11 protein-coding genes and 1 tRNA gene are annotated in these 12871 nt (G+C 70.2%); 10 read left to right on the top strand and 2 right to left on the bottom strand.

Going from position 1 to position 12871, the window contains the following annotated elements; genetic code table 11:
- Positions 1-38: 38 nt before the first annotated feature.
- The 7 genes from eno to ABIB15_RS08260 all read left to right on the top strand — a co-directional run bounded on the left by eno (position 39) and on the right by ABIB15_RS08260 (position 5565).
- Positions 39-1319, top strand: coding sequence for a phosphopyruvate hydratase (gene eno, locus ABIB15_RS08290; protein ID WP_354476820.1), 1281 nt, complete (start codon positions 39-41; stop codon positions 1317-1319).
- A gap of 20 nt (positions 1320-1339) precedes the next feature.
- A complete protein-coding gene (locus tag ABIB15_RS08285; RefSeq protein WP_354476818.1) occupies positions 1340-1849 on the top strand; it encodes an FtsB family cell division protein in 510 nt (169 codons plus the stop codon).
- On the top strand, positions 1846-2415 hold the full coding sequence (locus ABIB15_RS08280; protein WP_354476817.1) for a DUF501 domain-containing protein: 570 nt from the start codon (positions 1846-1848) through the stop codon (positions 2413-2415). The genes ABIB15_RS08285 and ABIB15_RS08280 overlap by 4 nt, the downstream gene beginning before the upstream one ends.
- Positions 2412-3662, top strand: a complete 1251-nt coding sequence (locus tag ABIB15_RS08275) for a S8 family peptidase (RefSeq protein WP_354476815.1) — start codon at positions 2412-2414, stop codon at positions 3660-3662. Before ABIB15_RS08280 ends, ABIB15_RS08275 begins: the two co-directional genes overlap by 4 nt.
- 27 nt (positions 3663-3689) lie before the next feature.
- The gene (locus ABIB15_RS08270; RefSeq protein ID WP_354476813.1) at positions 3690-5009 is read left to right on the top strand and encodes an NAD(P)/FAD-dependent oxidoreductase; all 1320 of its coding nucleotides are present in this window, start codon (positions 3690-3692) and stop codon (positions 5007-5009) included.
- Between the two features lie 27 nt (positions 5010-5036).
- Positions 5037-5113, top strand: a tRNA-Leu gene (locus tag ABIB15_RS08265).
- Between the two features lie 2 nt (positions 5114-5115).
- The gene (locus tag ABIB15_RS08260; RefSeq protein ID WP_354476812.1) at positions 5116-5565 is read left to right on the top strand and encodes a hypothetical protein; all 450 of its coding nucleotides are present in this window, start codon (positions 5116-5118) and stop codon (positions 5563-5565) included.
- A gap of 35 nt (positions 5566-5600) precedes the next feature.
- On the opposite strand, the gene ABIB15_RS08255 is transcribed toward ABIB15_RS08260, so the two are convergent.
- Both ABIB15_RS08255 and ABIB15_RS08250 read right to left on the bottom strand, forming a co-directional pair.
- Entirely contained in the window at positions 5601-6074 is a 474-nt protein-coding gene (locus ABIB15_RS08255; RefSeq protein ID WP_354476810.1) for a hypothetical protein, read from the bottom strand.
- Between the two features lie 92 nt (positions 6075-6166).
- Positions 6167-8203: a hypothetical protein gene (locus tag ABIB15_RS08250; protein WP_354476809.1), complete on the bottom strand. Its 2037-nt coding sequence runs from the start codon at positions 8201-8203 to the stop codon at positions 6167-6169.
- A gap of 392 nt (positions 8204-8595) precedes the next feature.
- Here ABIB15_RS08250 and ABIB15_RS08245 point away from each other — a divergent pair, with 392 nt between their 5' ends.
- The 3 genes from ABIB15_RS08245 to ABIB15_RS08235 all read left to right on the top strand — a co-directional run bounded on the left by ABIB15_RS08245 (position 8596) and on the right by ABIB15_RS08235 (position 12781).
- Entirely contained in the window at positions 8596-9975 is a 1380-nt protein-coding gene (locus tag ABIB15_RS08245) for a glycoside hydrolase family 1 protein (RefSeq protein WP_354476807.1), read from the top strand.
- Positions 9976-10101: 126 nt separating this feature from the next.
- On the top strand, positions 10102-11229 hold the full coding sequence (locus ABIB15_RS08240; protein WP_502908925.1) for an acetamidase/formamidase family protein: 1128 nt from the start codon (positions 10102-10104) through the stop codon (positions 11227-11229).
- Positions 11222-12781, top strand: a complete 1560-nt coding sequence (locus tag ABIB15_RS08235; RefSeq protein WP_354476805.1) for an AtzH-like domain-containing protein — start codon at positions 11222-11224, stop codon at positions 12779-12781. The genes ABIB15_RS08240 and ABIB15_RS08235 overlap by 8 nt, the downstream gene beginning before the upstream one ends.
- Positions 12782-12871: the final 90 nt, after the last annotated feature.

Below are 12871 nucleotides of genomic sequence, written 5' to 3'. Positions count from 1 at the left end.
CCGCCCCCACCATCCACGCACAAAAAAGGAGATCACTGGTGTCAGCGATCGAGGTAGTACGAGCCCGCGAGATTCTCGACTCGAGGGGCAACCCGACCGTCGAAGTCGAGGTCATGCTCGAAGACGGAACCGTCTCACGCGCTGCAGTGCCCTCCGGCGCATCCACCGGCGCCTTCGAGGCCTACGAGCTGCGCGACGGCGACAAGAAGCGCTACCTGGGCAAGGGAGTGCTCAAGGCCGTCGACGCCATCAACGAGGAGATCTCGCTGCAGATCGAGGGCCTCGACGCCACCGACCAGCGCCTGCTCGACGCCGAGCTCATCGAGCTCGACGGCACCGAGAACAAGAGCCGCCTCGGCGCGAACGCGATCCTCGGCGTCTCGCTCGCCGTCGCAAAGGCTGCGGCCGACTCCTCCGACCTGCCGCTGTTCCGCTACCTCGGTGGCCCGAACGCGCACACCCTGCCGGTGCCGATGCTCAACGTCATCAACGGCGGATCGCACGCCGACAGCAACGTCGACATCCAGGAGTTCATGATCCTGCCGCTCGGCGCCGCGACCTTCTCCGAGGGACTCCGCTGGGGCGTCGAGACGTACCACGCGCTCAAGAGCATCCTGCACGGCAAGGACCTCAGCACCGGCCTCGGCGACGAGGGCGGCTTCGCCCCCAACCTCGACAGCAACCGCGCCGCACTCGACCTGCTCATGGAGGCCATCGCCTCGGCCGGCTTCACCCCCGGCAAGGACATCGCGCTGGGACTGGATGTCGCCGCGACCGAGTTCTTCGAGAACGACGCCTACCTGTTCGAGGGCAAGAAGATCTCCGCCGGCGACCTCGGCTCCTACTATGCCGAGCTCGTCGCCGCGTACCCGCTCGTCACGATCGAGGACCCGCTGTCCGAGGACGACTGGGAGGGCTGGGCCCAGCTCAACGCCCAGATCGGCGACAAGGTGCAGATCGTCGGCGACGACCTGTTCGTCACCAACCCGAAGCGCCTCGCCAAGGGCATCGAGCTGAAGACCGCGAACTCGATCCTCGTCAAGGTCAACCAGATCGGCACGCTCACCGAGACGCTCGACGCGGTCAGCCTCGCGCAGCGAAGCGGCTACACCGCCGTTCTTTCGCACCGCTCCGGAGAAACAGAGGACACCACGATCGCCGACCTCGCCGTCGCGACCGACTGCGGCCAGATCAAGACCGGCGCCCCGGCGCGTTCCGAGCGGGTTGCCAAGTACAACCAGCTGCTGCGCATCGAAGAGGAACTCGGCGACGCGGCGGTCTACGCCGGACGCAGCGCGTTCCCCCGCTTCACGGCCTGAGCCCGCTTAGTCTGTAAGGCATGACGAGTCGGCAACGCACCAGGAAGATCTCTGTTGCGTTGCCGACCCTCGACACGGGCGCCGCGACCTGGCTCCGCAGCATCCGCCTGTCCGGGTTCACCATCGCGGCCCTGACCCTCATCGTGCTCACCGTCGTCGTGCTCGCGCCGAGCCTGCGGATTCTCGTCGAGCAGCGGCAGGAGATCACGGCCCTCACGGCCGACGTCGCCGAGCAGCAGGAGGCCGTCGACGAGCTCGAGGGCCAGCGGGCACGCTGGGACGACCCCAGCTACATCCAGTCGCTTGCGCGGGAGCGCCTCGACTATGTCTACCCGGGCGAGTTCAGCTTTCTCGTCATCGACGATGGAATGACCGTCACCGCGCCGGACGGCCTGCCGATCAGCGAGGAGATCCAGACGACGGAGGTCGACTGGATCGGCTCGATGCTGTCGTCGGTGTTCACCGCCGGCCTCACGGATGCCCCGCCCGGCGAGATCGTCGCGCCCCCGATCGACGGAGGCGAGCAATGACCACACCGCCATTCGACCCGCCCACCGACGACGACATCCGCATCGTCTCGCACCAGCTCGGCCGCCCGGCTCGCAACGTGATCGGCATCTCCGCGCGCTGCCGCTGCGGGGCGCCGACGGTCGTCGCGACGAAGCCCCGGCTCGGTGACGGCACCCCGTTCCCGACGCTCTACTACCTGTGCCACCCCGCCGCGACCGCCGCGATCTCGACGCTCGAGGCGACGCAGGTCATGGCCGAGCTGCAGGCGCTGCTCGCCGACGACCCGGAGATCGCCGCGGCCTACACCGTCGCGCACCACGCCTACCTCGCCGACCGGGAGAGCATCGAGGTCGTCGACGAGGTTGCCGGTATCTCCGCCGGGGGCATGCCGACGCGCGTGAAGTGCCTGCACGCCCTCGCCGGCCACTCCCTCTCAGCCGGACCCGGGGTGAACCCCATCGGCGACCTTGCGCTCGCGCGGGCCTCCTGGTCGCCGGACGTCTGCGAGTGCGTCGACTATTCGCCCAGTGGCGACGATGCCCGCGATGGCGCCGACACGACGGCGAGCGCACGGACCACCGAGTGAGGCGCTGGGCCTCCGCCGTCGCAGCAGTCGTCGTCGCGGCATCCGTTCTCGTCGTCGCGCAGCCCGCCGCGGCCGACGAGATCCGGGACCGCCAGTACTGGCTCTCCGAGTACGGCATCACCGGCGCCTGGCAGGCCACCCGCGGCGCCGGCGTCACGATCGCGGTGATCGACACCGGCATCGACGGCAGCAACCAGGACCTCCGCGGCGCCGTCGTCGGCGGCACGGATGTCTCGGGCATCGGCAGCCCGAACGGCCAGACCCCGGTCGGCGACGACAGCAGGCACGGCACCCTCGTCGCGTCGGTGCTCGCCGGCCGTGGGCACGGCGATGGTGCCGGCGTGATCGGCGTCGCCCCCGCCGCGTCCCTGCTGGCGGTCTCGGTTGGTTTCGGTGTCGGCACGAGAACGAGCGACGAGCAGATCGCGGATGCCGTGCGCTGGTCGGTTGACAATGGCGCCGACGTCATCAACATGTCGCTGACCCGCAACACCCTCGACTGGCCGCAGAGCTGGGACGACGCCTTCCTCTACGCCATGGAGAACGACGTCGTGGTCGTCGCGGCGGCCGGCAACCGGGGCAGCGGCACCGCCGTCGTCGGCGCCCCGGCGACGATGCCGGGCGTGCTCACGGTCGCCGGCGTCGATCGTTCGGCGCAGGCCAGCGACGACGCCTCCTCGCAGGGCATCACGATCTCGGTGTCCGCGCCGAGCGAGGCGCTGGTCGGTGCGGCCCCCGGCGACGCCTACTTCGAATGGGCCGGCACGAGTGGCGCGGCGCCATTGGTCGCCGGCCTCGTCGCGCTCGTGCGGTCCGCGCATCCGGAACTCGACGCCAACAACGTCATCAACCGGGTCATCCGCACCGCCACCCCCGTCGGCGGCGCGGTTCCCAGCCCGCTCTACGGATACGGGCTCATCGACGCGCGCGCCGCGGTTTTCGACCAGGTCGCGCTCGTCGACGCCAACCCGATGGGCGACCTCAGGGAGTGGATCCGGCTGAACCGTCGCGCGGAGGCCGCCCCGGAACCGTCGGAGCCGCTGCCGAGCCCGAGTGCGAGCGCAGAACCGGCGCCAGCGCCTCCCGTCGCGGGACCGCCGACCCCGCTCGGCGTGGTACTTCCGACGGTCGAATCGCTGCGCGACGTCGGGATCCCGCTGTTGGTCGTTGGCGGCTTCGGGTCATTACTGGTGTTTTCGCTGGTGCTCGCCGGACGCCAGCTGAGGCGGATGCGCCGCGAAAGCTGACTGGCCTGCGGTGGTAGGTTATTGGCCGTGCCAAAAATCCTTATTGTCGGCGGCGGATATGCCGGTTTTTATACTGCCCTCGGGCTCGAGAAGTGGCTGACCGCCGGCGAAGCGGATGTCGTGGTTGTCGACCCGCTTCCGTACATGACCTATCAGCCCTTCCTTCCGGAGATCGCCGCAGGCTCGGTCGAGGACCGCCACGCCGTCGTCTCGCTGAGGCGCCACCTCTACAAGACCGAGGTCGTCACGGCCAAGGTCACCGCGATCAACCACGCGGCCAAGACCGCGACAATCACCCCCGCGGTCGGGGACTCGTGGGAGATGGACTACGACCAGATCGTCGTCACCGCCGGTGCGGTATCGCGCACCTTCCCCATTCCCGGGGTGGCCGACGAGGCGATCGGGCTCAAGACGATCGAGGAGGCCGTCGCGATCCGCGACCGCGTTCTCGGCAACTTCGACCGCGCCGCGAACCTCCCCGCCGGACCCGAGCGCGACCGTCTCCTCACCTTCACGGTCGTCGGCGGCGGTTTCGCCGGCATCGAGCTCTTCGGTGAGCTGCGCAGCTTCGCGACCGCGCTCCTTCGGTACTACCCGACGATCACGTTCGATGACACCCGCTTCCACCTCATCGAGGCGATGGGCCGCATCATGCCCGAGGTGTCGCTCAAGACCAGCCACTGGGTTCTCAAGAACCTCGCCCAGCGCGGCGCCGAGGTGCACCTCGACACCCAGCTGACCTCCGCCATCGACGGACGCATCGAGCTGTCCACCGGCGAGTCGTTCGAGTCGGACCTCATCGTCTGGACCGCCGGAGTCATGGCCAATCCCGTGCTGCGCAACACCGACCTGCCCACAGAGGAACGCGGTCGCCTGCGGGTCGGCGCCGACCTCCGTGTCATCGACGACGACGGCGTCGTGGCCGACGCGTGGGGTGCCGGAGACGTCAGCGCCGTTCCCGACCTGACCGGCAACGGCGTCGGCGGCTACTGCGTTCCGAACGCCCAGCACGCCGTGCGCGAGGGAAAGCTCATGGCGAAGAACATCGTGGGGGTGCTCCGCGGCGACGCTCCGGCCGAGTACAAGCACGACAACCTCGGCGCCGTCGCGACCCTCGGCCTCTACGTCGGCGTGTTCCAATCCGGCAAGATCGCGATCACCGGGTTCCCGGCGTGGGTCATGCACCGCGGCTACCACGGCCTCGCGATCCCTACCTGGGAGCGCAAGATCCGGGTGTTCACGAACTGGATCCTCAACTTCCTCCTGCGCCGCGACATCGTGGCACTCGAGGCCCGAGAGGCCCCCCGCGCCGCGTTCGCCGAATTCGCGTCACGCCCCAAGGTCTAGGCTCGACGGGTGCGCCTGTATGGGCGTGCCCCCGTAGCCCAATCGGCAGAGGCAGGCGACTTAAAATCGTTCCAGTGTGGGTTCAAGTCCCACCGGGGGTACCAGCATGACCGAGTTCTTCGTGCCAGGGGCCGCGGATGCCGCGCCGCCCTATGCCGGGCCGCAGGATGCCGGGCTGCCGGATGCGGACGAGGCCGCCTATCGCCGACTGGCGGAGCTGGCGGGAGCGGCTCCCGCGGAATCCGGACGACGCATCAGGCAGGTCGCGTTCAAGGTCGGCCGGGAGTCGTGGACGGCCGAGGTCGGGCGAAAGATGGCGGGCACCCGTCCCGAGCATCGCCGCCGCAAGGGCGAGTTCACCACGACCACCGAGAAGCTCTCGGGGCCGGCGGTCGTGCTCGCGATCTTCGACGGAACACCGTTTTCGATCGTGACGGACGCGGAGCCAGCGACCTCAGCGCCGGCCGGTTCCGAGACATCCGCACCCGAGCCATCATCCTGGCCAATCCTGGTCCTCGTCGACAAGCCGTCTCGAGTCGCGTACTTCGCCGACTGAGCCGGCACCGGTGGGCCTCGTCCGGGCTGCTCGGCTCAGGCGACGAGCTGGCGGCGCAGCAGGGTGTAGGCGTGCGGCATCCGATCCCGCTGCATGGTGTTGCCGGCCTCGAGTGGGAACTCGAAGCGGCGCGCCCCGAACTGGGCGGAGAACACGAACGGTCGCTCGCCGCCGCGGCGGGTGTCGTCGTGCACGAGCGGCGAACCGGTCACGGTGAGCTCGCGCACGGCGCTCAGTCGCGACACATCGACCGAGGGGCCGTCGGTGTCGTCGCAGTAGAGGTGGAACAGTGTGTCGCTGCCGAAGGCGAGAACCTCGAGGATCCGGCCCTCGCAGTCGATGCTCGAGTCGAGGTAGTCGAGACGGTCGTCGCCGATCGCGAAGACGAGCGCGGAGGTGATCCGCTGCATCATTCCAGGGAACTCGGCCGTGAACACAGGATCGTCCCAGGTCGCGTTCGAGGCGCGCAGCAGGGAGTTGAACTCGGCGAAGAGTGACTCGGTGTCCAATTTTCTCCCTGGGTGCTCTGGTGCTTCGAATCGAGCATGCCGGGAATCAGCGCGGATTTCCAGTTACTTCGTATTGATGGCCGCGAACCGCCTCACGCCGTGGCGCGCGGCTCGACGAATCGCACGAACAACCACATCGCGAGACTGACTGCCGCGAAGACGGCGGCGCTGCCAAGCCACGGCAGCACGGCGCCGGTGAGGGCGGTTCCGTAGACGACGGTGGCCACTGTGCCCGCAACGAGCAGAACGGTGGCGACCCAGGCGGCGAGGGACCACTCGAGGATGACCCGACCCGGCAGTGTCGCGATCGGGAGCACGAGCACGAGTGCCGACCCGAGGCCGGCGAGGCACAGGGTGGCGAGCGTCTCGCTCGCGAGGGAGCCCCAGAAGCCCTGGACGGGTCCCAGAACGCCGTGTGCGAGCCACCCGAGCACGCCGAGCACGAGGATGCCGCCGACATGGATGAGGTTGACGATCGCGCGCGGACGCACGGGTGTGGCGGCGGCGAACACCGCGCCGATCAGAACGCCGGCGACGAGGGGCGGGTCCATGCCGGTCCAGCGCGAGGCCATCGACGCGAGTGCCGCGGCCAGCAGCATGATCGGTACGAAGCGCAGCCGCCTGCTCGTGCCGGTCCATCCGGATCCCAGCCGGGTGAGCATAGCGGTGCCCACGATGTTGAGGATCGCGAGCCCGATGCTGACCGCGAGGGCGAGGCGAAGGTAGCGCACCTCACCCTCGACTCCGCCCGTGAGCACGATGAGACCGGCCGCGGCAGCGACCGGCACAGCGCCCGCGAGCCACGGATTGATCGGCCGGGGGACGTCGGCAGTGGGATCGGTCCGGAGATTGCGCCCGGTCAGCTGCGTTCGGGAAAGCCGCAGCCTCCCGCGCAGGGCGGACGCGAGCAATCGCAGAGGGAGCGCAATCAGCGAGAGGAAGGCGAGGCTCAGGATGAGCGGGGAGTACCAGGGTGTGCGCACCGAATCCGTGAAGGTCGTGAGGGTGCCGCCGAACCCGGTCGGGGTTCCCCAGTTTGTCAGGGCCTCGTCCGGCGCCGGCGCGGACCAGTCGCGAATGTCCGGGCGCGTCGGGAGCAGGGGGGCCGTGTCCGCGTCGTCCGGGGAGGGCTCCGGTTCCGGTGCGGGTGCGGGGGTTTCGGATGGCGCCGCCGGGGAGGGGGCGGGTGGGGGAGCCCCCGCGTCGCGAGGGCCGAAATATACCCGGATTTGCTCGCTGGGTGCGGCGAAATTGCCGGCCGCGTCCCTCTGCAGTGCCTGCAGCATGTGTGGGCCCTTGCCGTGCGTGCCGATGTCGCAGGCCCACGTTCCGTTCGCGACCGCAGCGGTGCAGGCGGGAATGTCGTTGACGTAGACGTCGACGGTCGAACCGCTTTCACCGGTGCCGGAGATGACGATCTGCGGCCCGACGATCCTGCCCTCGCTGCGCGGTGAGGTGATGACGGCGGCCGCGGGGGCATCGCGGTCCACGGTGACGCGGCGTACGTCGGAGTAGTCCGAGAGCGATCCGCCCCCGATCGCCGAGTCGGACTGCTGGGAACGCACGAAGTACGGCCCACCGGTCGGCGTGGAGACGTTGCACGACCAGTAGGTGCTCGCCGACACGGGCACCGACGAGCAGTTCGGATCGACCTCACCGTCGATCGACACCGCGACGGTGGATCCCGGATTCCCGCTCCCCGATACCAGGCCAGTGGTCAGGTAGCTGCCGCTTCCATCCATGGTGGGCGGCCCGAGCACATCCACGGTGATCGTCCCCGGCGCGATCTCGCCCTCGGCCGGAGTCTCGGTTGCGGTGAGCGAGATGTCCGCCCCGTTCGGCAGTGCCTGCAGGCCGGTGCAGGACCAGTTCTCGGCATCCGCGGCCTTCACCGCGCAGACCGCCGCCCCAGTGTCGGTGCGGGTGACCGTGACGCTGCTGCCGGGTTGGCGGGTGCCCGAGACGGCAACGAAACCCGTGGGCGAGAAATCGGCGGGAGAGGTCGTGACAGACGTCGGGCCGACCGGGTCCTGCGACGACTTCGGGTCGGCCGATGAGCTCGGGTCGGGCGGGGAGTCCTCGATTGCCCCGTTCGCCGGTGATGCCGCGAGCATCAGGGCCGCAAGCACGAGGACCGCAATAGCTGTTGCGCCGCCCGTTCGACGATGCACCCGGTCGGGTGTCCTGGCTGTACTGCGCGACGCCCGCCGGTGAGAATCTGAGAAAAGTGATCGCACCGTGGTTCCATTTAGCGGGCTTCAGGAAGGAGTGTCAAACCTTTCCCCGGCACGTTGCGCAATGGTTATCGCCGCCCGGTCCGGCGCGGGACGGTAGATTCAGCAGATGCGCCATGTCGTCCAGGGCCGGCCGCTGCCGGTCTCTGCAGCGCCTCGCCATTCCAGTGCGGGAAACCTCCGGAACAGGCGAGGATGACCCTCGAACTCGTCCGTCCCGAGGCGACGCCGTGGCTCTACCCCGACCGCCTCTTCAGCAACCCCTACCTCGAGAAGGTGCTCGGCCCATGAGTCCCCAGAAAACCGAGAGCCCCTGGCTGCACGATTTGCCCGGCCTCGCCGCACTCGCACCCGGCGGCCTCACCATCGGCGTCGCGACGTCGGCGATGCAGGTCGAGGGTGCCGTGCGCGACGAGGGTCGCGAACCGTCGACCTGGGACACCTTCATGGGCCAGTCCGGCCGCATCGTCGACGACAGCACCGCAGCGGTCGCCGCCGACGCGTACCACCGCACGGGGGAGGACGTGCGGATGCTGCGCGAGCTCGGTGTCGACTCCTACCGGTTCTCGCTCGGCTGGCCCCGGCTGCAGCCGAACGGTCGGGGCAGCGCCAACCGTGCCGCGGTCGCGTTCTACGACCGTCTGATCGACGAGCTGCTCGCCGCCGGCATCCGTCCGATGGTCACGCTGCACCATTGGGACATGCCCGAGCCGCTGCAGCACGCCGGCGGGTGGCTCAATCGCGACACCGCGTACCGGCTCGCCGACTACGCCTACCTCGCCGGCGAGGCCTTCGGCGACCGGGTCGACTCGTGGGTCACGATCAACGAACCCGCCACCGTGATGCTGGGCGGGTACGCCCTCGGGGTGCACGCGCCGGGCGCGACCCTGCTGTTCGACGCGCTGCCGACAGCGCACCACCAGCTGCTCGGCCACGGCCTCGCCGTCGAGGCGCTGCGGGCCGCTGACGTGCGCGGCGGTATCGGCATCGCGAACACCCACTCGCCGGTCGAGCCGGCATCCGACCGGCACGACGATGTTCTCCAGGCGGAGCTGTTCGACACTCTCCACAACCGGCTGTTCTCCGATCCGCTGCTGCTCGGCCGGTTTCCGGCGCTGCCGGAGGAGCTGCGCCACCTCACTTCGGCGTTCGACGAAATCGAGCCGAGCGACCTCGCGGCGATTTCCCGGCCCATCGACTTCTACGGGCTCAACTACCACGCGCCGACGCGCATCCGGGCGGGCGGGCCGGGCCACTTCCCGTTCTCGTTCGTGCCGTGGCCGGAGTTCCAGGCGACCGGCTCCGGCCTGCCGAACGCGCCCGAGTTCCTCGGCGTCGCGCTGCGGGAGCTCGCCGACCGGTATGGCGACGCACTGCCGCCCGTCGTGGTGACCGCCGGTGCGAGCTACCCCGATGTCGTGCAGCGCGACGGGTCGATCGACGACGAGGGCAGGTGTGCGCATCTCGCCGAGCACCTCGCGGTCGCCTTCGCGGGGGCGCCCGGAGTCGACCTGCAGGGGTACTTCGTGTCGTCGCTGCTCGACGGCTGGGACTGGGAGGCGGGGTTCACCCAGCCGTCCGGCCTCGTGCACGTGCACGCCGACACGCAGGACCGCACGCCCAAGCGCAGCTACCGCTTACTGCAGGAGCTGCTCGGCAATCGCTGACGACGGCGCATGTCCGGGCGGGCGAGTGCTGCGGCCGGCGGATGCCGGGCGGACGGATGCTGGGCGCGGCGCTACTGTGAGAGGGCAGTGTGACCGATCGACAGTGGACACCCGAAGGCGGCTGACGTGACCCCAGACCCGGCAATCTCCGACGGTGTGCAGCTCGGAACCGGCATCCTCAACTCGGGCGAGGGCACTATCCGCTCCCCGCACTACCTGCCCGTCGAGCCCGGCAGCTATCTCTGGGGTCGGCTTCCCTGCGCGGCCGATAGCCCCGTGCTCACGATCGACTCCGGCACCGAGGTGACGATCGACACCCTCAGCCACGAGGGCATCCTCGAGGACCAGGGCCGCGACCCGGCGGCGTTCTTCGCCGCGCACGGCGTCGCCCGGGACCGTGTTCTCGACGACGCGGTGGCGGTGGCGGCATCCGATCATCGTCGCAATGCCGGGCCGACGAGCCAGGCCGGCAGTGACGGGCCGCACGTGGTCAGCGGACCGATCGCGGTGCGCGGCGCCCGGCCCGGCGACCTGCTCAAGATCACGGTGTTGGGGGTGCAGCCGCGGGTGCCCTACGGCGTCATTTCGAACCGGCACGCCCGCGGGGCGCTTCCCGGCGAGTACCCGGCCGGCGGTGGCACGGTGAGCGTCTTCGCGTCGGTCGACGACGACGGGGTCGGCAGCTTGCCTCTGCGCGAGGGCGGCGGGCCGCGGGTGCGATTTCCGCTCAACCCGTTCCTCGGCATCATGGGCGTCGCGGTCGCCGGGGACACGCGCCCGCACTCGGTGCCGCCGGGGGCGCACGGAGGCAACATCGACATCAATCTGCTCACCGCGGGATCGGCGCTGTACCTGCCGGTGCAGGTCGACGGCGCGCTCGCGTACGTCGGCGACCCGCACTTCGCCCAGGGTGACGGCGAAGTCGCGCTGACCGCGATGGAGGCGTCGCTGCGCGCCGACCTGCGGTTCGAGGTCGTGACCCAGGCGTCGGCCCTCGAGTCATTCGGCGAACTTGCCGGTCCGCTCGTCGAGACGACCGAGTTCCTGGTGCCGACCGGGATGGACGAGGACCTCGACGAGGCGGTTCGCCAGTGCGTGCGGGCGGCGATCGCCCTGCTGCAGGCCAGGTACGGCATGGAGGCGCACCTCGCGTACGCCTACCTCAGCGCCGCGACCGACTTCAACATCTCGCAGGTGGTGGATGTCGTCACGGGCATTCACGCGCGAATCAGGGTGAGTGATTTCGGTGGGTGAGAGCGACGGATCGACCGGGGCGCCCGGCATCCACCCCCCGGACGGGCTGCTCGATGCGGTCGACGCGTACGAGCTTGCCCTCATGGCGAACGACCTCGATGCCCTGGACGCATTCTTCGCCGACGGTGACAGCACGATGCGCGGGGATGCGGCGGGGCTGCTCGTCGGGCACGAGCGGATCAGCCGGTACCGGCAGGGCCGCGGCGGCGCGCCTCAGCGGGAGATCGCGTCGGTCGAGGTGCGCACCATCGACGACGATCACGCCCTCGTCGTCTCGGTGCTCGCCCCGCTCGGCGGCGGGCGCGGCCAGCAGACTCAGCTGTGGCACCGCGGTGAATCCGGCTGGGTCATCGACGCCGCGCACGTGAGCGGGCCCGCACGCGCGATCGACCCGTCGGTGTGGCGGGTCGTCGGCACGCCGCTCGTCGCCGGGGAGCCGGGCGGCGCCCTCACCGGCCGCCGCGTCGCCGTGAAGGACCTGTTCGACGTCGCCGGGCATGCCGTCGGAGCGGGAGTTCCGGCGTTCCTCGCCGAGTCTCCGCGCGCCGCAGCCAGCGCGCCCGCCGTGGCCGCGCTGCTCGCCGCGGGCGCCGACGTGCAGGGAATCGCGCGCACCGACGAGTTCGCGTACAGCATCGCCGGCCGCAACCCGCACTACGGCACGCCGCCCAACCCCGCCGTGGTCGGCGGCATCCCGGGCGGATCGTCGAACGGTCCGGCATCCGCCGTCGCGCTCGGCCAGGCCGACATCGGGCTCGGCACCGACACCGGCGGCTCCGTCCGGGTGCCGGCGTCGTACCAGGGGCTGTGGGGGCTGCGCACGACCCACGGCGCGGTCGATCGCGGCGGACTGCTACCGCTCGCGCCGTCGTTCGACACTGTCGGCTGGCTCACCCGCGACTCGGCCACCCTCCAGGCGGCCGCCGTGCTGAGTCTCCCGTCGGGGGATCCGGGTGCCGTGCAGTTGAGGCGATTCGCGGTGTGCGACGCCGTCACCTCGCTCGCCGATGCCGACGTGCGGGGCGCCTTCGACGACGCGCTTGCCGGGCTCGGCGGTCTGCTCGACGATCTCGAACGGGTGGAGCTGCCCGACGGTGACCTTCTGTTCGAGGCGTTCCGCACGGTGCAGGCAGCCGAGGCATGGCGGGCGCACGGCGATTGGATCTCAGCGCACCCCAGTGCGCTGGGCGCGGACATCGCGGGGCGTTTCGCCTGGGCCTCCGGCTTCGGCCCGGACGAGGAGGAGGCAGCGCGCGTGGCCGTGCTCGCCGCCCGGGTCGACATCGAGCGTGCGCTCGATGGACGTGTCCTGCTGTTGCCCGCAGCATCCTCCGCCGCACCGCAGGCCACCATGGGCGCGGCCGAGAACGAGCAGACCCGCGCCCGCACGCTGCGCCTCACCTGCATTGCCGGGATCGCCGGGATGCCCGCCCTGTCGGTGCCACTGTTGCGCGTGGCCGGGGGGCCGGTGGGGCTGTGCCTGGTCGGTCCGCGCGGCAGTGACCTCGGCCTCATCGAGGTCGGGGAGCGGATGGCGCATCCGAGGAGGTAGGTGCCAGCACGCGTTCGAGGTGACACAGTTGGGCGGGTCGTGGAGGGCGGCGCCCGACCCCAGCGCGAAACCCATCTGAAACAGTTGTTG

It is taken from the genome of Marisediminicola sp. UYEF4, from assembly GCF_040546025.1.
In the GTDB taxonomy this organism is placed as follows: Bacteria; Actinomycetota; Actinomycetes; order Actinomycetales; family Microbacteriaceae; genus Marisediminicola.
Note: the sequence above shows the minus strand (reverse complement) of the source record. Positions and strands in the feature narration are given on the sequence as shown.

Coding starts and splice junctions, on each gene's coding strand:
- ABIB15_RS08280 (WP_354476817.1), top strand. CDS start 1,846: ATGACCACACCGCCATTCGACCCGCCCACCGACGACGACATCCGCATC.
- ABIB15_RS08260 (WP_354476812.1), top strand. CDS start 5,116: ATGACCGAGTTCTTCGTGCCAGGGGCCGCGGATGCCGCGCCGCCCTAT.
- ABIB15_RS08285 (WP_354476818.1), top strand. CDS start 1,340: ATGACGAGTCGGCAACGCACCAGGAAGATCTCTGTTGCGTTGCCGACC.
- ABIB15_RS08245 (WP_354476807.1), top strand. CDS start 8,596: ATGAGTCCCCAGAAAACCGAGAGCCCCTGGCTGCACGATTTGCCCGGC.